Raw genomic sequence first — 24,184 nt, forward strand, 5'->3', positions numbered from 1 at the left:
TCATTAAAAACAGAAGGAGAGTGCTATGAAATGCCGTGCAGCCGTGGCGTGGGAGCCGCAAAAACCCTTAGTCATTGAAGAAGTAGAAGTAGAAAAGCCACGTGAAGGCGAGGTCTTATTAAAGGTCGTTGCGACGGGTGTCTGTCATACTGATGCCTTTACCCTTTCCGGTGATGATCCTGAAGGTGCTTTCCCCTGTATCCTAGGTCACGAAGGTGGCTGTATTGTGGAAGAATGCGGCCCTGGGGTGAAAAACCTCAAGCCTGGCGATCATGTTATTCCTTTATACATCCCAGAGTGTGGTGTTTGTGAATACTGCCAATCGCCAAAAACCAACCTTTGCCAATCGATTGCAGCTACGGTTTGGACGGGATATATGCCTGACCATACGCGCCGCTTTAAAGTCGGTGGTAAAGAAATTTACCACTATATGGGCTGTTCAACCTTCTCCGAATACACGGTTGTTCCAGAAATCGCCCTCGCCAAAATCAATCCTGCTGCCCCTTTAGATAAAGTTTGCTTACTCGGCTGCGGCGTTACCACGGGGATTGGCGCGGTGTTAAATACCGCCAAAGTTGAGCCAGGTTCTACGGTTGCGGTATTTGGTTTAGGCGGTATCGGTTTATCGGTTATTCAAGGTGCAGTGATGGCTCAAGCCGGACGCATTATTGCGGTGGACTTGAATCCTGCCAAATGGGAAATCGCCAAAGCCTTAGGGGCAACTGATTTCGTCAATCCGAAAGAAGTGAATGGTTCAGTCGTTGAGTACATTAAAGACTTGACCAATGGTGGCGTGGATTACTCATTTGAATGTATCGGCAATGTCAGAGTCATGCGCGATGCGCTGGAATGTACTCACATGGGCTGGGGTGTTTCTACCATTATCGGGGTAGCTGGTGCAGGCCAAGAAATTGCTACTCGTCCTTTCCAACTCGTAACAGGTCGTACTTGGAAAGGTACTGCCTTCGGTGGGGTAAAAGGCCGCACGCAATTGCCGGGGTATGTAGAAGACTATATGAATGGCAAGATTGAACTGGATAGTATGGTCACGCACACCATGCCGCTGGAAGACATTAATAAAGCCTTTGATTTAATGCATCATGGTGAGAGCATTCGCTCAGTGATTATTTTCTGAGGTGAGTATGCAGCAAATCGAAAGCATTAAAGAATGGGGCGGTTATCTCAATCGCTATACGCACGAGTCGGAAGCTTGCGCTTGCACCATGACCTTTTCGGTGTACTTGCCGCCACAAGCGGAGACGCAGAAAGTACCAGCGTTGTATTGGCTATCTGGCTTGACCTGTACCGATGATAACTTTCGTGTCAAAGCGGGAGCACAACGGTATGCAGCGGAACATGGTATCGCCTTGATTATCCCTGATACTAGCCCACGCGGTGATGATGTGCCGGATGTGCCAGAGCGTTATGATTTGGGCAAAGGTGCAGGTTTTTATGTCAATGCCACTGAAGCACCTTGGGATAAAAACTATCATATGTATGCCTATGTGACTGAGGAATTGGTCTCGTTGGTTGAAGCCAATTTCCCCGTTATTGCGGGTGTGAAGTCGATTTCTGGGCATTCGATGGGAGGGCATGGTGCGCTGATTGTGGCACTGAAAAATCCGCAAGCTTATCGTTCAGTCTCGGCGTTTTCACCCATTTGTAATCCCGTAAATGGTGCGTGGGGACAAGGCTGCTTTACCGCTTATATCGGCTCGAATCAAGCGGATTGGCAAACCTACGATGCGACTTGTTTAGTACAAGCCGGTGCGCGGGTGCCGGATATTTTGATTGATCAAGGCACAGCGGATGAGTTCTTAACTGAGGGGCAATTGCTGCCGGAGAACTTTAAAGCGGCCTGCGAACAAGGTGGACAAAAGCTCACTCTGCGTATGCAAGATGGCTATGACCACGGCTATCATTTCATTGGTACATTTATTGGCGAGCATATTGCTTGGCATGCTAAGGCCTTGAAAGCTTAAATGAATCAGGGCGTTTAAACACTTAAACGCCCTTGATGTTACTAGGCTTGTAAGGTTTTCATATCCACCACGACTGAAACTTTCCAATAATCATGCCTCAAAATAGCCTGAATTTCTTGTAGAGCTTGATTTGTGAAAAACTCATCTACTTTCATAGCATTTGAGTTTTCGACAAAGTAACTTAATACCGATTTGCAAACCTGCTTTTGCGTATTCGTGAATTTTGAAAATTTACTGCAAAAATAACTATACATTTCTTGAAAATGCTCTTCATCCTCACTGTTTTCACGTTTCCAAGGTGTCATCCAAAAAATCAAGGTCATCAAAGCTGAATACTTTAAGGTATTTAAGGCATTATTTAGATACGCAGGTATATAAAACAACATACCATCAGGTTCTAAATAGCACATAGCATCATATGCGTAGGTTTCTAGCTCTATTGCGGGTATTTCCCACCATTCGCCATGTATATCGGTTTCTAGTGTAATCTTGGTTAATACATCTTCATCGGTGATCCAATCATCTAGTGCTCTGGCTGCTTTTAAACCAAATCTTGGAAAAGGAATTGAGCCGAAGGCTGTAAAAATTGAGTTTTGTAGGCGTTCTAATTCTGAAGAATTAGTCATAGAAAAAGGCAAGTATCGATGCGTGCAAAGCTTTAGAATAGATATTGATAGTAGAACACAAGAATCATACAAGCTACCTACTGTCGATAGCTTGTTTGAGGAGTGAGATGAGCTGTTTAAAGGGCTTCAGGGCGCATATGCGGAAAAAGTATCACATCCCGAATCGACGGCGAGTCAGTAAACAACATCACCAAGCGGTCAATTCCTATCCCTTCGCCTGCTGTGGGTGGCATGCCATATTCCAGTGCACGCACAAAATCAGCATCATAGAACATGGCTTCATCATCACCGGCTTCTTTCTCGCGCACTTGCTGGAGGAAGCGCTCGGCTTGATCTTCCGCGTCATTTAACTCAGAAAAACCATTACCAATCTCGCGCCCACCAATATAGAACTCGAAGCGATCAGTGACAAACGGATTCTCGTCATTCAAGCGTGCTAAAGGCGATACTTCTGCCGGATGTTGCATGACAAAAGTAGGTTGTTGCAATAAATGCTCAACGGTTTCTTCAAAAATTGCGACTTGTACTTTACCCAAACCATCGCTGTCTTTAATCGGTGCATGCACTTTCTTGGCAATTAAGCGTGCTGCATCTAAGTTGTCGATTTGTTCAGGTGTAACCTCAGGATTATATTTCAAAATTGCATCACGAATGGTAATCCGCTCGAAAGGCTTAGCAAAATCAAACACCTGACCTTGATAAGGGACTTCCGTGCTACCTAATAAATCAGCTGCTAAGCCTTTAAATAAAGCCTCAGTTAGATCCATCATATCTACATAAGTGGCATAGGCTTGGTAGAATTCAATCATGGTGAATTCAGGGTTATGCCGTACCGACACGCCCTCATTGCGGAAATTGCGATTGATTTCAAACACACGCTCAAAACCACCGACCACCAAACGCTTCAGATAAAGCTCAGGCGCAATCCGCAAGTACATAGATAAATCGAGTGCATTATGATGAGTAATAAACGGACGCGCACTCGCCCCACCCGGAATCACTTGCAGCATCGGTGTTTCGACTTCCATGTAATCGCGCTGGGTGAAGAAATTGCGGATATAGCTAATGATTTTCGAGCGCATCCGGAAAGTATTACGGCTTTCCTCATTCATAATCAGATCAATATACCGCTGACGATAACGCTGCTCTTGATCGGTTAAGCCGTGGAATTTTTCCGGCAAAGGGCGCAGTGACTTAGTTAATAAGCGTACTGCTGAAGCCTTTACGGAAAGCTCCCCCGTTTGAGTCTTAAACAGCACACCTTCGACCGCAATAATATCGCCAATGTCTTGATGCTTATAAGCCTCAAATACCGCTTCACCCACTCGCTGTAATTGTACATAGACTTGAATACGCCCCGAGGTATCCGAAAGGGTAGCAAAGCTCGCCTTACCCATCATCCGGCGCAGCATTACCCGCCCTGCTACCGATACTTTAACCTCATTAGCTTCAAACCATTCTTTATCATACTGCTCGTAGTTTGCATGTAAGTCGGCTGCTTTGTGCTCACGTACAAAATCATTGGGAAAGGCATTACCCTGCTCACGCAAGCCTGCTAGTTTTTCGCGGCGTTGCTGAATTAATTGGTTATCGTCTTGATGAGCGTGTTGCTGATTATCTTGTTCACTCATGGAATCTGTCCGCTTTATAGTCCACTTTTTAGGCTCGCCTCAATAAAGCGGTCGAGTCCACCATCTAATACTGCTTGGGTATTGGAGGTTTCCACTCCAGTACGTAAATCTTTAATCCGCGATTGATCTAAAACATAAGAGCGAATCTGACTACCCCAACCTACATCGGATTTAGTTTGCTCTAAAGCCTGCTTTTCTTCGCTACGCTTGAGCAATTCAAGCTCATATAACTTAGCGCGCAGTTGCTTCATCGCAGTGTCTTTATTCTGATGCTGTGAGCGCCCGTTTTGGCATTGCACCACGGTATTAGTGGGCAAGTGCGTAATCCGTACCGCTGATTCCGTCCGGTTAACGTGCTGACCACCTGCACCTGAGGCACGATACACATCAATCCGCAAATCGGCTGGATTAATATCAATCTCAATATTGTCATCAATCTCAGGGGAGACAAACACGGCAGCAAACGAGGTATGCCGCATCCCATTCGCACTGAATGGCGATTTACGTACCAAGCGATGTACGCCTGTTTCAGTCCGCAACCAGCCGAAAGCATATTCACCTTCAAAGCTAATGGTGGCACTTTTGATACCTGCCACATCACCGGCAGAGGCTTCAATCAACTCAGTTTTAAAGCCTTTAGCCTCGCCCCAGCGCAGGTACATGCGCAAGATCATTTCTGCCCAATCTTGTGCTTCTGTTCCACCCGCACCAGACTGAATATCAAGGAAAGCATTATTTCGGTCCAATTCGCCAGAAAACATCCGTTGGAATTCAAGCTTTTCCACATCTTGTTCTAGAGAGTCGACTTCGGCAATGACCTCATTGGCACTACTTTCATCGCCTTCGGCCTCGGCCATCTCTAATAAATCATTGGCATCATTAAAGCCATTGGTTAAACGGTCGATGCCACCGACGACGTTTTCTAAGAAGGCACGCTCTTTGCCTAATTGTTGAGCATAATCAGGATTATCCCAAATTTTCGGGTCTTCTAATTCACGATTAACTTCTTCGAGGCGTTCATGCTTGGTTTCGTAGTCAAAGATACCCCCTAAGCGCCTCTAAACGCGCTTGCAGGTCTTTGATTTTGGTATAAACAAGATTCAGTTCCATGCTGCAGCTAACACTCTGTCTATAAAAAGAAAAGCGCGGATGATAACAATTTCACAATCCCCTGCCTAGACTTAGCTACTGAGATCGCTGCGCACTAAATATCAATTTAAACTTACCTAAACATCCTACTCAAACTCTGTATTGACGGCTGCTAATTCGTACTTACGCAGTAAACGATAGACATTACGTTCACTAATCCCTAAAGCGCGGGCTACTTTGCCACGATGCCCACTATATTTGCTCAACAGTAGATGCACATAAGACTTTTCTACTTCGTCTAAGGTTGGAACTTCTTCAAAACTTAAGCTCACTGCTTTGCGAGTTGTACTCGCGTTAGGATGTGCAGAGTGCTCAGAATTTAAAGTGAAATGCTCAGGTAAAATTTCGGCGGAATCGGCTGAAAGGATAATCGCCCGCTCCACCATATTCTTTAACTCACGGATATTTCCCGGCCAAGCATAGTGCAGAAGCTTATGCAAAGCCGCTTCGGTCAAATGCTTATTCACCCGCCGCGAAAAATCATGATTACGAATAAAATGCTCCACTAAAGCTGGAATATCTTTAGTACGCTCACGTAAAGGGGGTACATAAATAGTAAAGGCATTAAGGCGATAGAACAAATCGGCGCGAAATTGTCCTTCCTGTGACATCGCCAGTAAGTCCCGATTAGTAGCAGCTACCACCCGTACATTAGCACTTAAATCGCGATTCCCCCCTAAACGCCGAAAACGACCAGTTTCTAGTACTCTCAATAACTTAGCTTGAATAGTTGGAGTAATTTCTCCAATTTCGTCTAAGAATAAACTCCCCCCCTCAGCACTTTCGATTAAGCCTTTCTTCTGCCGATCAGCTCCTGTGAATGCACCTTTTTCATGGCCAAATAATTCTGACTCAAATAAATTTTCTTGCATTGTGCAGCAATCCAGAGCTACATAACCTGATTTAGCAACCTGACTACGCTCATGGATTTCGCGGGCGACTAATTCTTTGCCAACACCACTTTCACCTTGAATTAATACGGTCATACTGCTAGGGGCAACCGCATCAATCATTTTCTCGACATTTTTTAATTCTTTACTGGTGCCAATCATAAAAGAGCGACGTTTTTTGGCATTTTCTTTGAGATAGAGAAACTCCTTTTTCATATTATGGGTATCCAGTGTTTTCCGGATGATCAGTTCTAGTTCATCCATATTCACTGGTTTCAATAAATACTCAGCCGCACCATCACGCATGGCTTTGACTGCATCTTTTACATTTCCATAAGCAGTCAACATAATGACTGGATAATCAAGCGCTAGAGAAGGCAAAACTTCAGAACCGCGTGCATCAGGGAGCTGACAGTCTAAAATAATTAATTGGGGATCATGCTGCTGTAGATAGTGTTGAGCATCTGCCCATGAATAAACGCCAGTTGCTGCATAGCCTAAACGATTGAGTTGCCCAACAATCAAACGGTTTAGTGTCATATCATCATCAATCACTAACAATAAAGGCAGCATACCAATCCCTAATCCTTATCTATTGGTGCATCCACATCAGGAAAAGTGACTCTGAACAAGGTTTTTCCTGCCTGGTGAACAGGTACCTCAATCTTTCCTTGATGTTGTTTCACTAAGCTACGGGCAATCGTTAAACCCAAACCTGACCCTGACTTTCCTTGGCGACGACTAAAAAAGGGGTCAAAAATACGTACAATGATCGCCTCATCAATACCAACCCCTGTATCTTCGATCTCGATAATGACTTGGCCGACCTGCTTCAAACTACGCACTTTTAGAGTTCCACCTTGAGGCATCGCATGAAATGCATTTTGAACTAAGTTCAGAATAATCATACGTAAGTCATTGTCAGCTGCCAAAATTCTCGGATTACTATCTGCAAGCTCTAATTGCTCTTGGATAGCTTGCTGTTCACGCTCAAACCGTAACAAGGATAAGGTTTCCTTGATCACGATATTCACCTCGACTAATTCAGGGTGATTGCTTGCTAAACTGCCTAATTTCATTAAGCGATGTGTTACATCCAAACACTGTTCAACCTGCTCACCCACTAGATGCAAATAATCACGTAATTCATGCACTGCTTCAGGCTCAGACACCGCATCTACTACTTGATCACTGGCTTGTAGGGCAATTTGCACGGAAGCCAATGGATTATGGATTTCGTGAGCGACACCGGCTGCTAACTCGCCTAAAGCAGCTAGCTTTTGTTCATGTGAATAATGCACTGCTTGATCTAAATCACGGATAGCTTCGACAATCCAATATTCTGTCCCCTGCAAGGTAGCTACCACTAAACGGGCGGCATAGACCTCGGTTGACAAATAACTACCATCAGCACGGCGCAGGGTTTCCATAAAGCGCAAACTAGTTTGCTCAGCATGCAAGCAATCTAAAGGGCAAGTCCGTAGCGAAGGAGGACAGGCTTGGTTTAACTGATGCGTAACTTGATAGCACGGTTGTTGCTGAAGTTGCGCAAAACTTTCTAAACCTAATTGCTGCAGATAGGCACGATTGGCCATCACAATCCGATAGTTGCGATCAATCACCCGCACCCCGTCAGGTACAGCATCTAGCAAATCCTGTAAGAAACGCTCACGCTCTTTTAATTCTAAATGATTGGCCTGCAAATGCTCAGCCATTAGATTAAAAGTACGGCCTAAATTATTGATTTCATCAGTCATTGGTTTGATAGGTACGCGTCGATCTAACTTACCTTCTGCTAAAGCTAAACTAGCCTGATGGAGTTGCTGAATCGGTTGAAGAACATAAGCCTGCATAAACCACCATGCTGCCCAAGCACTAAACAGCAAAGCCACACTACCCGCTAGCAGCAGCATACCAATATTGAGCAAACCTTTTTGCCGAATTGGCGAAGCATCGTAATCGACAACTAAAATACCGTTGACAGGATGTTCGCGACTATCACCATGACAAGCTAAACAAGCCGGTTTATTGCGCACTGGATGGAAAGTACGTAAACGCTCTTGTCCATTTGGCATGGTAAAGAATCGGGAAGTCGGCTCTAGTGGTAAATCATTAATGGCACAATTGGGGCAAAACTCCTGCATGATACTTAAGCCAGAACTGCCTAATTGCATGGGATTGGCAGCAAAGCGTACCTCTCCAGCTGGGTTTAAAATCAAGACCTCCTCTACCCCTGACTGTTGGCCTAGGTCGGTAATAATTTCCTGCAATCCCACTAAATCGCGCCGCAACATGGCTCGCTCTAAAGAAGATTGTAGTAAGAGGCTGACCGCTTGCGAGGTCTTAGTCCGTTCCTCGCTGATTTGTGCATGATAAAAAGCATAAAAAAACACTAAAAAACTTGCAGATACTAAAGCTAATACACCGAATAGAAATATTAAAAAACGTCTTTCTAACGGCTGTTGTTGGAAAAGCTTTTTAAGGTTCATAACACTGCAAATAGGACTTAATAAGTTTGCGAATCACTTAGAAGTGTAAACCCTTCCTGACATTTTGTCTTTACTCTTGCTGATTCTGACATTTAGTCAGAAATTTTATGACATTTTGTCATTTAAAATCTTTAGCTAGCTCTGAACATAAAAAATAAATACTCATCAATTCAAGGCATTAAATAGATACACCAGTCATGGCACAGCAAATGCTTATTCACTTAAGGAATAAGTACAGAACCTGCCGGAGGAACCCTAATGCGTAGCTTCAGCTTAGTCATTGGTTTAATTAGTTTAATTATTACAAGTACCCCTAGCTCTGCTGATGAGCTGCTTTATGTTGCTGGCACGAATCCAGCTCAACGTCCGCACAGTGCTCCTGTTCTTAGCACTGATAATAAAGATGCACAGTGGTATGCCCACGCTTTAACTGGTGTTGAGCAACCTTATCCTGCGTCTTTAGGTTTTCTAGAAGATCAAGGTTCTTGGTTCAATCCGTTTACGCATGCAGGTATGAACGACCGCTATGACCTTCGCGGTTGGCACAGGCAATCCATTAACAAGTAAGACCCACACCATTACACACAATTCGTAGGAGATTTTTATGAAACATATTTACAAAAAAGCTTTGTCATTGGTTGTCGCTACTTTGTTATGCAGTGGTGTAGCACTGGCTGAGACACAACAAGGTATGAGTGGCATGTCGGGTATGGGTGGCATGAGCGGTATGGGCGGCATGAGTGGCATGTCGGGTATGAGCGGTATGTCGGGTATGCCAGGCATGGTTTGTGCTAGATGGGTACCAGCTCAAGAAGGCATGTCCGGTATGGGCGGTATGTCTGGAATGGGCGGCATGTCCGGTATGGGCGGCATGTCGGGTATGAGCGGAATGTCTGGAATGGGCGGCATGAGTGGCATGTCGGGTATGGGCGGCATGTCCGGTATGGGCGGAATGTCCGGTATGGGCGGAATGTCCGGTATGGGCGGCATGTCCGGTATGGGCGGCATGTCCGGTATGGGTGGCATGTCCGGTATGGGTGGCATGTCTGGTATGGGTGGTATGTCTGGTATGGGTGGCATGTCTGGAATGGGCGGCATGAGCGGCATGCCCGGTCAGCAACAAGGTATGAGTGGCATGAGCGGCATGTCTGGAATGGGTGGCATGAGCGGCATGTCTGGAATGGGTGGCATGAGCGGCATGTCCGGTATGGGTGGCATGTCTGGAATGGGCGGAATGAGCGGCATGTCCGGTCAGCAACAAGGTATGAGTGGCATGAGTGGCATGAGCGGCATGTCCGGTATGGGTGGCATGAGCGGCATGTCCGGTATGGGTGGCATGAGCGGAATGTCCGGTATGGGTGGCATGAGCGGAATGTCTGGAATGGGCGGCATGAGCGGCATGTCCGGTCAGCCAGGGCCAGGCTGGGTATGTGCTGAATGGGTTCCGGCTCAAACTGGTATGAGCGGCATGTCCGGTATGGGTGGCATGTCCGGTATGGGTGGCATGTCCGGTATGGGCGGCATGTCCGGTATGGGTGGCATGTCCGGTATGGGCGGCATGTCCGGTATGGGCGGCATGTCCGGTCAAACTTGGACACCTCCTAAGCAATAACCACTAGAACGATTTATCGTTAACTAGCCAAAGCCATAGATACAATTTGTATCTATGGCTCAGTCATAAGGAGTTCTAAGATGAGTTTTATTAGGGAGAGGTGGCCACAACTAGCTTTGGCTCTCGCTTTCTTTTTAGGGGTTGCTGGTGTGCTTGCTGTGTTTGTAGGCTTACTTTTTGGTCAACCCAACCGTGCAGATGAATTACTCGCAGTACAAAAAATGTTGGCTCCTGCACCAGCGCCCAAACCTGTTGAGTACATTGTTTATAATACCGCTCCCTCAGTTGCCGCAGCTCCAGCAACTAATACAACACCTACTACGCAAGTTAGCTCGACAGCTCCAGCTCCAGAGGCAATGACTATTACTCCGGTATCTAATGAAGAAATTGCAAAACAAACTATTGCTAATATTCAAGCTACCTTAAGTCAAGTTCCTCAGCAAACGGCTACTAACAATTATGAACAAGCCCGTTGGAACCCAATTCATTTCAAGCCAGCGATTGATAAAGCCACTGATGCACAATGCTTAGCCTGTCACCAAGAAGTTCTCACCACCAATACGCGTGACACCACCCCTGCTGGCCTCAATAAGAATCAAACTATCGCTTGGTATCAAACCTTAGATACTTACCAAGGTGAGCAAATGACTTTCCATCAGCGCCATTTAGTGGCCCCTTTTATTAAAAAGGTTGCTACGATGAGCTGTACAACTTGCCATCAAGGCAATGATCCACGCGAAGAAACCGGCACAGGCAGTGCTGATGCTCAAGCCAATTTAACTCTACGCAAGATGGTCAACCCACAAGTGTGCTTGATGTGTCATGGTCAGTTTCCTTATAAAAATATGGGTTTAACTGGTCCTTGGCATGAAAGTGGACAAATGTTCCAAAATAACTGTTTGTTATGTCATGCAGCCATTCGCACCACTCGTCACCAAGTTAACTTTTTAAAAGCAGCTGATATAGAAAAAGAAGGTGCAGCTAACAGTGACACCTGTTATGGCTGTCATGGTGGACGCTCTTGGTATCGCACCAGTTTTCCTTATCCACGTCACCCTTGGCCCGGATCAAGCCCTGCTCCCGATTGGGCTAAAGATCGCCCAACTGAATCTGACTTGCGCTTCCTCATTCAGGGCGCACCGGCTCAACAATAAACCAAGGAGCACGCCATGACTGGAACTGATTGGAAACAGAAATTAAAAACTGCGCTCCAAATGGATCGCCGTACTTTCTTGCAAACCACTGCGGTCGGCTCGGCAGCGCTTGCAGCCGGTGGTTTAACCGTAAAACCGAAAGAAGCCAAAGCGTTTGCTTACGAACCGTATCCTCGTGATGACGATTTAACCACGGTTGTAACCAGTTGTGCACACAACTGCGGTTCACGTCATATGTTGGTGGCTCACAAAAAAGGGGATGTGATTGTACGTCTATCCACTGATGATGGACGTTATCAAGCCGAAGGCGAGTTTGGTAAAGATACCTTTGAAGAACCGCAATTACGTGCTTGCTTACGGGGACGTTCTTATCGTGCACGTCTGTACTCACAAGAACGTTTACTCTATCCCATGATTCGTGTGGGTGAGCGTGGTGAAGGTAAATTCAAACGCGCGTCTTGGAATGAAGCTTTAGATTTAGTCGCAGGCAAGATGCAAGAGCTAAAGCAAAAATATGGTCCTACTGCATTACTCGACCAATCCTATGCAGGTGCGTCATATGGGGTACTCCATAAGTCTGACCAAGTAGAAGGTCTATTAGGGCGTTTCTTGGGCATGTATGGTTGCCGTACTAGCTCATGGTCGATTCCCTCTTATGAAGGTACTAAATTTAGCTCGCGTATTACCTTCGGAACGATTCAAGACGGTAACGAAGACGATGCTTTTGCGCATTCCAAACTGATCATTATGTGGGGTTGGAACCCTGCTTACACCTTCCATGGCGGTAATACGTTTTATTACATGCGTATGGCTAAACAAAAAGGTTGTAAGTTTGTGCTAGTCGATCCGCAATACACTGACTCTGCGGCAGCGTATGATGCATGGTGGATTCCAATTCGCCCCAATACCGATGCTGCGATGATGGCAGGTATGGCGCATTATATCTTTAGCAAAAATTGGCACGATCAGGAGTACATTAATAAGTTCGTTCAAGGTATGGACGAAGGTACTATGCCAGACTGGGCTAAGGGTCAGGAAAACTTTAAGGATTACATTTTAGGTAAGTACGACAATACTCCTAAAACCCCAGAGTGGGCAGCCAATATTTGTGGCGTTTCTGCGGATGATATTAAGAAATTAGCAGAAATGTACGCCACGACTAAACCTGCTGCTTTAAAAGCGTCCTGGGCGCCTGGACGTAATGCTTACGGTGAGCAATACAATCGTATGGCAGCGGCATTACAAGCCATGACAGGTAATATAGGGGTACTTGGTGGTTGTGCGGAAGGGATTGGTAAAGGCTGGCACTCTGAAGCAGTCGCTTATCCTTATGACGAATATGCCAATGTGTTCTATGAGTCTATTAAGTCTGATCGCTGGGCACATTGCGTACTCAATTATCCTAATGTTAAACGTGAAGAGATTGGTTTATGGCCAGGTGGTCAAGCGGGTGATGGGGTTATTCCTAATATTCGCGGGATTTTCTGGCAAGGCTCAGATTGGTTTAACCAATTAACCAATATTAATAAAGAAATTCAGGCGATTAAGAAGCTCGATCTGGTGGTTTGTAATGACTCTACCATTACGCCTTCCGGTTTATGGGCTGATGTACTGTTACCCGTTGCTACTCACTTTGAACGTCACGATGTCGCATTACCCTGGTATAAAGGTCACTACTACATTCATCGTCCTAAGGTGATTCAACCGATGGGTGAGAGTAAGACTGACTTCCAAATTTACACCGAATTGGCGTATCGTTTAGGGGGTGATGAGTTTGGTAAGAAGTACAATCCTCGTGCAACGCGTGAGTACTTTAATCACGATGATGATGTAGATGAAGCTTATCTCATGGCTTGGTGGGAACGTGTGCAACACCATCAAGGTGTGGAAATGTCATGGGAAGATTTCAAAAAACATGGCGTTTACAAATTTAAATTAGATCGTCCCCACGTTGCGTTCCAAGACAATATTGAGAAAGGTGTGAAGTGGGAAACTCCATCCGGCAAGATTGAGATTTTCTCGACTACCTTAGCTCAATACACCGATTGGACTAAGACCGCTTATGGTTACTACATTCCTGCGATTCCCAAATGGATTGAGCCTTGGGAATCCTTAAATGCAGCGGAAAAGACCACTAAACATCCGTTCCATTTGATTTCGCCCCATCCACGTTGGCGTACTCACTCAATCTTTAACAATATCGCGTGGTTACGTGAGACCTACTCACAAGAAGTAACTATTAATGCCTCTGACGCTAAGAAGTTAGGCATTAAAACAGGTGATACGGTTGAGGTATTTAATGATCGCGGTAAGGTCGTAGTACCTGCTTATGTAACCGAGCGTTGCATGCCTGGGGTGATGGTACTGCACGAAGGTGCATGGATGGATTTGGATGAGAACGGTATTGACCGTGCGGGTAATCCAGACTTCTTAACCCTCGATGAGCCAAGTCCTGCGGGAGCCTTTGCGTACAATACGGTACTGGTGAATGTACAAAAAACTGATTTAGCGCATAAGCCGGGTTGGGATCAATTAGCTACTTCACGTAGCCACGTCTTCCGGCGTGATCTTTAAGGGAGAAGCATCATGGCAAATGAAGTAGTTAAAGATCAAAGTGCAATTAAAGAAGCGATTGTACGACGCAAAAAAGAAGTCTATACACCCGTAAAACCTGCGCAACAATTTGGTTTTATTCACAATAATGTGGATTGTATCGGTTGTCGTGCCTGTGAAATTGCCTGTAAAGACAAAAATGGTTTACCTCCAGGCCCACGTTTCCGTCGTGTGATGTACGTAGAAGGGGGTACTTACCCTCAGGTCTATGCTTACAAGGTCAATATGTCTTGTAACCATTGTGCTGAACCTGCGTGTTTACCGACTTGTCCCACCGGTGCGATTTTCAAACGCGAAAAAGATGGTATTGTCGATATTGACTCTACCCTTTGCATTGGTTGCCGTCGTTGTGAGGCTGCGTGTCCGTTTGGTGCGCCCCAATTTATTCCAGAGCAAAATATTGTGTCCAAATGCAATATGTGCGTGGATGAAATTGATGCGGGACGTAAACCTTATTGTGTACAAGCGTGCATGATGCGGGTACTCGATATTGGCCCGATTGACCAATTACGTGCAGGTACTTATGAAACTAAAGCACGTGCACCGCATGAAACTGTAGTAGGTCAAGTCAAAGGTATGGCTGATCCTGAGTTGACCCATCCTTCGATTGTGTTTATCGCGCATAGTCAAGGGGCGGTGGGTGCACCACTCAATCAAGCAGCGCCAGCTCCTACACAAGCAGTCCCAGTTGCTCCCGTGCCTACACCAACTGCACCGGTTCAAACGGTTCCTGCTACTCCAGCAGCAACTGGGGTAAAAACCAATGGCTAGCATCAACTTAGATGACTCTTTACTGCTAACGCAGTTCTGTCGTTTGCTAGCCACTGACTTACGTTTATTGGCTGACTTACATGCCACTGAATTGACTAAAGAACGTTTGCAAGCCTTGCGTGAAATGGGCTTTCCGGAACTTTTAGCCTTGAATGCTAATACGGAAGTATTGCAATTAGCCTCGCAGGAATTAATGACTTGCCTACAAGGCTTTCCTGCTGAACTACCTGCTAGTTTATTAGATGAGTTAGCTTGTGACTTTGCTGATATTTATTTGAATGGCAAATTTCATGGCTCACCTAATGAATCAGTCTGGATTGATGATGAGGAGTTGACCTGTCAGCAGCCCATGTTTCAAGTACGCGAATGGTATGCCAAACATGAGTTAGTCGTTCCTAATTGGCGCAAGCTCATGGACGATCATCTAGTGAATGAGCTGCTCTTTGTCGCTTATTTACTGGAGAAAACGGCTAATGAACAAAACTCACTACAACTGACCGAAGCTGCTCGGTTCATGGATGAACATTTATTACGGTGGCTATTACCGTTTGCACAGCGGGTTTCCGCCCGTTGTACAACGGAATTTTACGGAGCGCTGGCTTTATTGACGGCTTTATATGTTGATGAGTTACGTGATTTATTAGCGAGCATTACGGGGGAATTACGCCCTAGTCAGGAGGAAATCGAAGCACGCATGAAGGCAAAAACCTTAGCGGCGGTACAACCGCAAACCATGCGTTATTTCCCTGGTAGTTCACTGAGTTGGTAGATCTTAAACCATGTTGCAGTGGTTTAAACAGCTAAAACAGGAATGGGTTTTACCTGAAATCCATCCTGAACGTTGTGTACACAGTCAGTGTGAAATTGCTAGTTGTACTAACTGCGTAGAGGCCTGCCCGCATGCAGCTTGGCTCTTAGATGCGGGTAGCTTGGCCATAGACACCAGCCGCTGCGATGGCTGCGGCTTATGTGTGGCTGCTTGCACTGAAACTGCCTTAACTCAAGAACTGGATTTATTAAGTGGGGAATTAGCGGGTAAACAAACTTTACTCGTAGCTTGTGAATACACCGACCAGAAACTCAAGGGTAAGGGGCTTATCCCTTGCTTGTATTTAATCTCCCCTGCCCGCCTTACTGAAGCCTATAAGTTAGGGTATCAGCAGCTTAAGTTTGCGTGTGGTGATTGTCAGCATTGTCCACGCCAACAGACCAGTTCCTTTACTAAACATTTAGAGGAGTTTAATCGACTGCTAGCAAGTCGTGCCGCTCCCCTCATCCAGTTTCAACACTTAGATCCACAAACTTGGAATCAGCAACGAACCAGCCTTAAACCCTCTAGTTCTCCTGAGACCGCACAAACTCGACGCCAATTCTTAAAGCAAGCAGTGAATTTAGCAGTAGAAAAAGGTTTAGAGGCTAAAGAATTGAGCCTTGAACCTGAACTAAAACCAGCGCAAGCTTGGGCCGCTTCTTTGCCAATTAATCCCAATTCAGAGAGTGCATTATACCCCTTTGCAGCACAGATTAATCCGCTACGCTGTAATGCCTGTGATGCTTGTATACAGCTCTGTCCCCATCAAGCCTTGAGCATAGTCAAACTATCGGCAAAGGAAATGGCCTATGAAACTAGCCCAGAGCAATGTACTGGCTGCAAACTGTGTGTTGATAGCTGCGACCAACAAGCCTTAACACTGAAAACCTATAGCCCACAACCAGAGCCTGTTCTTTTAAAGCAAACACGCTGCCAAACTTGTGGCAGTCCTTTTCACTATCCAGCAATGCAAACAGCTCAAACCCAATGTCGTATTTGTAGCAAAGCCAACCATCATCGCCAGCTATTTCAAGTATATTCCTAACAATCCTGCAGTTAACTCATAAAATCCGAACCTTCACGCCCCAACAATGTTTTAATATCCGCAAAATGCCGTTCGGCTTGGCTCGGATAATTATCTAATTCATTCGCGGTTCTCGCCGCCACTTCATGCGATAACACTCTTAATGGCTTGCCGGTTTGCAAAGCGCGAATATAAGTTTCTGCCGCCCGCTCAAAGTAATACAAACGATTAAACGTATCTGCCACCGTGTCACCCAACACTAGCAAGCCATGATTACCCATAATCATCACTTTCTTTTTCGGATCACTGAGTAAGGCAGCACAGCGCTCACCTTCTTCAGTAAAAGCTAAGCCACCGAATTGCTCATCAATTACATAGCGCTCATAGAAAGTCGCGGTATTCTGATCAATCGGCGGCAGATTACTATCCGCTAAACAGGCAAGGACGGTGGAATAAATCGAATGCACATGCATCACACAGCGCGCTTGTGGGCATAAGCGGTGAATTGAGCCATGCAAACCCCACGCAGTCGGGTCGGGTGCATCAGGCCGATCCATGGTGCTTGGATCATTCGCATCCAGCAGCAATAAATCACTGGCTTTGATCAAGGCAAAATGACGCTGATTCGGATTAATTAAAAACTGCGTGCTGCTAGGATTCACCGCTAAAGAAAAATGATTCGCTACCGCTTCATGCAGATTTAAGCGTGCTGTCCACTGAAAAGCAGCAGCTAAATCAACCCGCTCCTGCCAATAATGAAGTGAATCACTCATTTAATCCTCCTTAACACTGGGATATTTGGCACGTAAACTGCGGTAAGTGCTGCGCATTTCATTCCGATCCACATAGCAACCACGCAAATGCCGTGCACCGCTTCCGGCCACAAACGAAGTCCGCCCATGCACCACGCGATGATTATCAAACACAATGCACTCGCCCGCATTCAGGCGAAACCGCATAAGATATTTGGGGTCTTGTAACATTTGCCCAAACTTACGGAAAGCCGGATAAAACTCGTCCATCACATCAGGCGGAAAATCAAATACATCGGCGAGATGCTGGCTGAAATGAATGCCACTCACTTCACCACTATGCGGATCCAGCTCAATAATCACTTGACGCGCACGTACATCTTGAAAATTAGTGGTATAGCGGAACGGAACTTTTAGCTCGGTGAGGAGATTAAAATAATCGGGATATTGCGCCTGAAACGCTTGCGCCACGCTGCAAGCATCAACGAATAAACTTTCGCCACCGATGGCATCATTTACTCGGCAATGTAGAAATTGGATTCCGGGTGCTAATTCTTCCGGCGGCAAATCGGTATGCAGTTCCAAGGCTTTATTGGTATAGGCCAAATTCACCGGATTAGCTTCGGTACGCACATCAAAGGTATAACCAGAAAACGAAGCGCGTACTACCCCAATCAGTTCACAAGCTTGCTGCAAACCTTCATTGCTATTCGGCATTTCGGTTAATAGCGCAATACCCTCATCCAACAGCGCTTCCGTCCAATCAGCCACTTTAGCAGGCTGTTCAACTAGCTCTGGAAAGCTAAAGCGCTGTACTTGCGGATAATGATCCGCATACCAAGGCTGGCGCTGGCGTTGGGCAAGGTCACCATGCCCCAAACAAGGTCGATTATCGTTGGTGTGCCAACGCGCTAACCACGCTAAGTCATATTTGCTTTGGTGTCCGTCTGGCCATTCAAGTGCAAGGACTGAGCCTTCAATGTAAGCCGTTGTCGGCTTTAAATGATCGGGTTCTTCAAGAATATCGTAGATGCGTTCTTGCGTCTCAGCATCCCAAGAGCTGGCGCAATTATCACGCAGCCAATAATAATTAAAATAGGCTTGCTCGCCATTAGCGAGGCCTAATTCTAAGCCTTTCTCTCCCAAAACTAACATCGTAGTGTTGCTCCAAATTAACTTTTAGAACCCGCCGTGTTTGAGTTCATTTTACGACAAAATGCTTTAGGCAATTCAAGCAAAGATACTTCACTCTGTAGCGGGTATGCCATTGATTTAGCCTAATCGCACGAGTTAATTGCTATTCCATTATTTTTACCCCTAGATTTTTTAGTTAGCCTAGAAAAAACCTACCATACTTAAAACAACCGCTAGAACGAGTTTGTATAAAAATTTTGGAGTGTATGCATGCTTAAATTAACCCCAGAGGGTCAAGCATTAGTTGAGCAGTTAGCGCAACGCTATAACTTATCGCCTGAAGCTGTCAAAACGATGTTAGACGCAATTTATAAGGGTCAAGGGACGATGGCGCAATTCAACCATCCTGAATTGGGTGGTTTTGGTCAGTGGATGCTCAATGGTATGAGTATGATTGGTGATATGTTCAATCAGAACTTAAAATCTACCGTCGATAATCTTGGTAATGATTTATCCAGCGCTTTAGCCAGTGGTTCAAAACTCATTGAAACTTCTGTAGAGCCGGACGCAACTAAAGCAGGTGATACTAGTTCAAACCATTCAGCCAAGCTATCTGGTCAATGGTGGCCGAGCCATTTGGGTAGCCCCAGTACGAGTGGAGCACAGAACAACACTCGTTATGCTTGGTTCCCTTCGATAGCGCGCTTAGCCATTGAGCAAGATGGCAAAGTCACTCTTTATGACACCCAAGACCATCAAATTGGTGGTGTATCCCAACAACAAGATGGCTCGGGCTACAAATTAAGCTTTACTAGTCAGCACGGTACGATCAAAGTTGAAAGCTTGCCTGTAGTGAAGTAATCGGTCTGGCACTCAGTGGGGGGATCGGGTTCAGATAAGCTTGTAAGCGCTGACTCTGCTCACGTAAACTTGCCATTGAGTGCCGCAGGTTTTGCAACTGCTCCCGCGCTTGCTCTAATTCTTCTTCACCCCAGAGGAAGTTTAATAAACTACCCTCTTCCTCCTCGCTCTCGTCCGCATACGCCTCCGGCATTAAGATACTGTTTTGTACATGTAACTGCATCAGCTTATCGGCATTGCGGCGTCTTTGCCAAAATCCGATCAAGAGTAAAAACAGGGTACTCGCCGTCATTGATTGCCACACTAAAGGTGAAGCTAACACATCCCCCCAAGTATTATTGGTGACTAATGCTTCCGGACTAGTAGTGCTAGCTGATGCCTCTAAATCAGCTTTACCTTCTGGCCCTGCCGCGCCTACTGTCATTAAAGCTTGAGCTTGTGTTTTTTGCTGAGCAACTTCAGTTTGCAAACCAGCCAGTTCCTCCTCACGGCGAGTGAGTAAGCGATTCTTCTCTTGGACTAGCTCTTTAAGTTGATTATTTTCTTGTGCCCGTGTTTCTAGTAATTGCTGAGTTTGGCTCAAGCGCTCTTGCAAATCACTTAGTTTAAGTTGTGAGGCTTGTTGGAGTTCATGGACTGCTTGTAACAATGGTGGATCGATAGTAGCCGGTGCACTCGCTAAGATAGTTCCGGCTGTAGAAATAGGTGCGGGTGCAGTTTTAGGTTTAACAGCTGGGGCTTGAGCTGGACGCTCAATAGGCTTGGCTTGTCTAACCACCTGAGTTGGAGCAGGTATAGACTCAACAACACGCCTTTTTCCAACGGCATTAGGGGTACGCAGTACAGAGCCAGGCTTCAGTTGATTAATATCGCCATTCACAAAAGCTTTAGGATTACGTGCATATAGAGCTAAGACTGTCTCGTCTAGACTCAGCTTTCCTACTTTCAAACGCTCAGCAATACTGAAAATAGTTTCGCCTTTACGCACCCGATACTTATATTTGAAAGCAAGTTTAGGCAATGGAATCGCTACTTTAGCAGGACTGGGTCTGACCCGCGTTGAACGCTCAACGGGTATACTGACTGGTACTAAAGCAGCCGCATCAGGCTCATTAACTGCTGCTATGACTTGAACCGGCTCAGCCTCTAACTCAGGAGTTGGCGCTGCATTGGCGCTTAGCTCCTCGGTATCCACCGCTAAATTCAAAGCAGCCGATGCTTCACCTGCACTTGTTGGCTCAAACCTTGAAGATTCCGCACCTTGTTCACTGCTAATAGCCTCGGGGTTTTGAGCTAAATCTAAACTAGCTTGGCTTTCTTGATTATCTGCAGGTGGAGTAGCTGATATTGTTTCGGCTAGCGCTCCACTGGACTCAGAATTTGCAGGCTCTGCAATGGGCGCTTGTACAGTTTGAACTTTAGAGTTTGCCCCAGCTCCACCTTTTAAAGCCACTGAATAGCGCTTGAGTAAGTCACCTTTAGGGCTAGTCACTTCTAACAGCAGATTAAACTCGGTTTCAGCGACACGTTGAGGAGAGCTAATAATGAGATAGTGTTTCCCGTGCTTAACGGAGCGTGCAAACTTTAAGCTATCGATGAATTGAGGGCGCTGCAACTGTGCTTGAGCAAAAATACTTGGTGGGGCAACATGAACTTGCAATTTATCTAGTTCTTGTTGAGTCGCATTCAATAATTCGATACGCGCTTTAAAGGGTTCATTAAGGCGCGAATTAAACTGGATGTCTCCTAAGCTCAAAGCCTGAGTTAAGGATGGATAACCACTTGCTAAAACTAGCACTAAACCAAGCGTTTGCTTCTTCACTAATCTTACCCCCATCGCCCTTATTTCTTATTTATATATAATAAATTTTAATTATTACAGAGAATAACATTGAAAAGGTTAACTCCACATGATTAGTAACTAAATAGTTATTTATTTAGAAAATAGAATCCTATCTTTAAAAAGAAGCTAAAAGCAGGCCAAAAAAAACAAGCCTGCTTACACACAAGAATTTGTACCTCATAAGAGAACTATTTTCGTTCTTGCGCTTTAGCAAAAGCAGCTGCAAAGGCACTATTACCTGTTGGTACGGTCTGTGGTGGGCGCACAGGTTTATTTGCAATTTCTACTTTAGAATTTGTCTTCTGTGTTGCTTGAGGCTGGGCAATCCGTTTAGTTTGCGGACTAGCAGTCGATTCACCTAAACGCATACTTAAAGCAATCCGTTTACGTTCTTGATCGACTTCAAGCACCTTAACTTTTACGATGTCGCCAGCCTTCACTACAGAATGAGGGTCTTTAACAAAGTGATTGGCTAGCATCGAAATATGCACTAAGCCATCTTGATGCACACCAATGTCCACAAAAGCACCAAAGTTTGTAACATTAGTAACTGTACCTTCCAGCAGCATATCCACTTTTAAATCAGTGAGGGACTCGACCCCTTCTTTAAAGCTAGCTGTTTTGAATGCTGGGCGTGGATCGCGTCCCGGTTTATCTAATTCTGCGAGAATATCAGTAATGGTCGGCAAACCGAATTTTTCACTCGTAAAATCGACAGGATTTAAAGATTTAATAAGTGGTGAATTGCCAATCAAGCTTTGCAAATTCGTCTTGGTTTTAGCAGCAATCGCTTCTACTACAGAATAGGCCTCCGGGTGAACCGCTGAGCTATCTAAAGGGTTTTCACCGCCATGAATCCGTAAGAACCCAGCAGCTTGCTCAAAAGTTTTCGCGCCTAAACGAGGCACATTTAATAAATTTTCCCGACTGGTAAAACGGCCATTTTTATTCCGAAATTCAACGATATTATCTGCAATTGTTTGATTTAACCCAGCGACTCGTCGCAATAAAGCCGCCGAAGCTGTATTTACCTCTACCCCGACACTATTGACGCAATCCTCTACCACTGCATCCAGATTTTTGGCCAACTGGACTTGACTGACATCATGTTGATACTGCCCTACGCCAATCGACTTGGGTTCGATTTTAACTAACTCAGCGAGCGGGTCTTGTAAACGACGCGCAATCGACACAGCCCCCCGAATCGTTACATCTAAATCGGGAAATTCTTTCGCTGCAGTTTCAGAAGCTGAGTACACCGAAGCACCTGCTTCACTCACTACTACTTTTTGCAGATTGAGTTCAGGGTGTTTTTTCAGTAGCTCAGCAACTAATTTATCGGTTTCTCGTGAAGCTGTGCCATTACCAATCGCCACCAGTTCTAACTGATATTTTGCAACTAATTTAGCTAAAGTCGCAATTGACTCCTCCCACTGATTGCGCGGGGCATGCGGGTAGATAGTGGTGTGATCAATAAATTGCCCCGTGCTATCAATCACTGCCACCTTCACACCTGTCCGCAACCCCGGATCAAGGCCTAAAGTCGCGCGCTGACCTGCGGGGGCGGCTAACAGCAAATCCTTTAAGTTATGCGCAAACACGCGAATTGCTTCAGTTTCGGCAGCTTGGCGCAAATCGCTGAGTAAATCGGTTTCAAGTTTAGTGTGGAGTTTCACTTTCCAAGTCCAATGCACGACTTCAGCTAAGAAAGCATCAGCAGGACGTTGTTTATTTTGAATACCAAGGCGCTTAGCAGTCAAAACCTCGCACGGATGCAAGAGAGCCTCATCAGGTTTATCAACATCAATGCTCAATTGTAAAATGCCTTCATTACGCCCCCGCAGCATGGCTAAAACTCGATGTGAAGGCGCAGTTTTTAAAGCATCTGCATTGTCGAAATAATCACGGAATTTCGCACCTTCGGCTTCCTTGCCTTTGACCACGCCAGATTTTAGTTTTGCTTCAGACTGTAAATAAGTACGTAGTTCACCTACTAACTCTGGGTCTTCGGCGAAACGCTCCATTAGAATATATTTCGCGCCTTCCAATACCCCTTTGGTGTCGACAAAGGCCTCTTTAAACTCTTCTGCTGTATTGAAGTATTTTTGCGCCTCAAGGTTGGGATCAAGCTGCGGATTGGCTAATAAAGCATCTGCTAAAGGCTGGATACCTGCCTCAATGGCAATATGCCCTTTTGTACGGCGTTTTTGTTTAAAGGGTAGATATAAATCTTCCAAACGTGTTTTCGTATCAGCCTCTTGAAGCGCAGCGGCTAAACTGGGTGTCAGCTTCCCCTGCTCTTCGATAGTTTTTAGTACTGCGGTACGACGCTCTTCTAGTTCACGCAAATAGCCTAACCGCTCTTCCAAACCTCGCAACTGAGTATCATCTAAACCACCCGTGACCTCCTTACGGTAACGAGAAATGAATGGCACTGTAGAGCCTTCATCCAATAGTTGAATAGCAGCAGTAACTTGGCGTGGAGCAACAGCTAGCTCCTGCGCAATACGTTCAGCAATTTTGAGCATAGAGTTTAATCTTGTTGGAATAAATGCCCTGTATTATCAGTAAAAGTAACTTGAGGGTAAATTTTTTCTCTAATGTTACCGCTGGCTATGAGTAGTTTTTTCTGAAAATACGGGACAGTGATCATATATAAAGATTAGAAAGAACGAATTTTAAGCATTTTTTAATTTAACTTCGGTTAAACTAAAACAAACATAGAACACATCTAACAAGCATTTAAGCGAGGCAAGGATGCAAACTCAGCAAATGCACTTGGAGCCAACTCCAGACAGTGCTCCAAAGGATTTGGGTAAACAAGTATGTCCTCATTGCTCCA

At 45.4% G+C, this 24,184-nt stretch carries 19 protein-coding genes; 10 read left to right on the forward strand and 9 right to left on the reverse strand.

The annotated features are described in order from the left end of the window. The first annotated feature begins 25 nt into the window (after positions 1–25). The gene (locus Q0230_RS07055; protein ID WP_298609163.1) at positions 26–1,135 is read left to right on the forward strand and encodes an S-(hydroxymethyl)glutathione dehydrogenase/class III alcohol dehydrogenase; all 1,110 of its coding nucleotides are present in this window, start codon (positions 26–28) and stop codon (positions 1,133–1,135) included. Between the two features lie 7 nt (positions 1,136–1,142). Beyond that, on the forward strand, positions 1,143–1,982 hold the full coding sequence (gene fghA, locus Q0230_RS07060; RefSeq protein ID WP_298609165.1) for an S-formylglutathione hydrolase: 840 nt from the start codon (positions 1,143–1,145) through the stop codon (positions 1,980–1,982). A 41-nt stretch (positions 1,983–2,023) separates the two neighbouring features. Here fghA and Q0230_RS07065 read toward each other — a convergent pair whose 3' ends face one another. From Q0230_RS07065 to Q0230_RS07085, 5 genes are all read right to left on the reverse strand, one after another. Next, positions 2,024–2,608 (reverse strand): DUF6714 family protein, encoded by a 585-nt coding sequence (locus Q0230_RS07065; protein WP_298609166.1) that lies wholly within the window; start codon positions 2,606–2,608, stop codon positions 2,024–2,026. 116 nt (positions 2,609–2,724) lie between these two features. Next, a complete protein-coding gene (gene lysS / locus Q0230_RS07070; protein WP_298609167.1) occupies positions 2,725–4,239 on the reverse strand; it encodes a lysine--tRNA ligase in 1,515 nt (504 codons plus the stop codon). A 14-nt stretch (positions 4,240–4,253) separates the two neighbouring features. Beyond that, a protein-coding gene (prfB, locus tag Q0230_RS07075) for a peptide chain release factor 2 (protein WP_298609168.1) occupies positions 4,254–5,349 on the reverse strand; the annotation gives its coding sequence in 2 pieces (ribosomal slippage) (positions 4,254–5,276 and positions 5,278–5,349; 1,095 coding nt in all). Between the two features lie 125 nt (positions 5,350–5,474). Then, positions 5,475–6,851 (reverse strand): sigma-54 dependent transcriptional regulator, encoded by a 1,377-nt coding sequence (locus Q0230_RS07080; RefSeq protein WP_298609169.1) that lies wholly within the window; start codon positions 6,849–6,851, stop codon positions 5,475–5,477. 8 nt (positions 6,852–6,859) lie between these two features. Further along, the gene (locus Q0230_RS07085) at positions 6,860–8,767 is read right to left on the reverse strand and encodes an ATP-binding protein (protein ID WP_298609171.1); all 1,908 of its coding nucleotides are present in this window, start codon (positions 8,765–8,767) and stop codon (positions 6,860–6,862) included. A gap of 258 nt (positions 8,768–9,025) precedes the next feature. On the opposite strand from Q0230_RS07085, the gene Q0230_RS07090 reads away from it, so the two are divergent. From Q0230_RS07090 to Q0230_RS07120, 7 genes are all read left to right on the forward strand, one after another. Then, positions 9,026–9,334 (forward strand): hypothetical protein, encoded by a 309-nt coding sequence (locus tag Q0230_RS07090; protein ID WP_298609173.1) that lies wholly within the window; start codon positions 9,026–9,028, stop codon positions 9,332–9,334. A gap of 37 nt (positions 9,335–9,371) precedes the next feature. Next, positions 9,372–10,379 (forward strand): hypothetical protein, encoded by a 1,008-nt coding sequence (locus Q0230_RS07095; protein ID WP_298609174.1) that lies wholly within the window; start codon positions 9,372–9,374, stop codon positions 10,377–10,379. A gap of 80 nt (positions 10,380–10,459) precedes the next feature. After that, positions 10,460–11,533 carry a hypothetical protein gene (locus tag Q0230_RS07100; RefSeq protein ID WP_298609176.1) on the forward strand — a complete coding sequence of 358 codons (1,074 nt, stop codon included), beginning with the start codon at positions 10,460–10,462 and terminating at the stop codon, positions 11,531–11,533. Positions 11,534–11,548: 15 nt separating this feature from the next. After that, the gene (locus Q0230_RS07105; RefSeq protein ID WP_298609177.1) at positions 11,549–14,107 is read left to right on the forward strand and encodes a molybdopterin-dependent oxidoreductase; all 2,559 of its coding nucleotides are present in this window, start codon (positions 11,549–11,551) and stop codon (positions 14,105–14,107) included. Positions 14,108–14,119: 12 nt separating this feature from the next. Continuing rightward, positions 14,120–14,917: a 4Fe-4S dicluster domain-containing protein gene (locus Q0230_RS07110; protein WP_298609178.1), complete on the forward strand. Its 798-nt coding sequence runs from the start codon at positions 14,120–14,122 to the stop codon at positions 14,915–14,917. Beyond that, positions 14,910–15,686, forward strand: a complete 777-nt coding sequence (locus Q0230_RS07115) for a molecular chaperone TorD family protein (protein ID WP_298609181.1) — start codon at positions 14,910–14,912, stop codon at positions 15,684–15,686. The genes Q0230_RS07110 and Q0230_RS07115 overlap by 8 nt, the downstream gene beginning before the upstream one ends. Positions 15,687–15,696: 10 nt before the next feature. Then, positions 15,697–16,773, forward strand: a complete 1,077-nt coding sequence (locus Q0230_RS07120) for a 4Fe-4S binding protein (protein WP_298609182.1) — start codon at positions 15,697–15,699, stop codon at positions 16,771–16,773. Between the two features lie 11 nt (positions 16,774–16,784). On the opposite strand, the gene Q0230_RS07125 is transcribed toward Q0230_RS07120, so the two are convergent. Together Q0230_RS07125 and Q0230_RS07130 are read right to left on the reverse strand one after the other, a co-directional pair. Beyond that, on the reverse strand, positions 16,785–17,525 hold the full coding sequence (locus Q0230_RS07125; protein WP_298609183.1) for a class II aldolase and adducin N-terminal domain-containing protein: 741 nt from the start codon (positions 17,523–17,525) through the stop codon (positions 16,785–16,787). Then, positions 17,526–18,659, reverse strand: a complete 1,134-nt coding sequence (locus Q0230_RS07130; RefSeq protein WP_298609184.1) for a TauD/TfdA family dioxygenase — start codon at positions 18,657–18,659, stop codon at positions 17,526–17,528. Positions 18,660–18,908: 249 nt separating this feature from the next. Here Q0230_RS07130 and Q0230_RS07135 point away from each other — a divergent pair, with 249 nt between their 5' ends. Next, on the forward strand, positions 18,909–19,499 hold the full coding sequence (locus Q0230_RS07135; RefSeq protein WP_298609185.1) for an SHOCT domain-containing protein: 591 nt from the start codon (positions 18,909–18,911) through the stop codon (positions 19,497–19,499). On the opposite strand, the gene Q0230_RS07140 is transcribed toward Q0230_RS07135, so the two are convergent. Both Q0230_RS07140 and Q0230_RS07145 read right to left on the reverse strand, forming a co-directional pair. Next, positions 19,468–21,321 carry a FimV family protein gene (locus Q0230_RS07140; protein ID WP_298609186.1) on the reverse strand — a complete coding sequence of 618 codons (1,854 nt, stop codon included), beginning with the start codon at positions 21,319–21,321 and terminating at the stop codon, positions 19,468–19,470. The two genes, Q0230_RS07135 and Q0230_RS07140, sit on opposite strands and share 32 nt — an antisense overlap. Positions 21,322–21,530: 209 nt before the next feature. After that, positions 21,531–23,870: a Tex family protein gene (locus Q0230_RS07145; RefSeq protein ID WP_298609187.1), complete on the reverse strand. Its 2,340-nt coding sequence runs from the start codon at positions 23,868–23,870 to the stop codon at positions 21,531–21,533. Positions 23,871–24,184 lie beyond the last annotated feature (314 nt).

The sequence above is a fragment of the uncultured Thiothrix sp. genome (genome assembly GCF_937876535.1).
Taxonomy (GTDB): Bacteria; Pseudomonadota; Gammaproteobacteria; order Thiotrichales; family Thiotrichaceae; genus Thiolinea.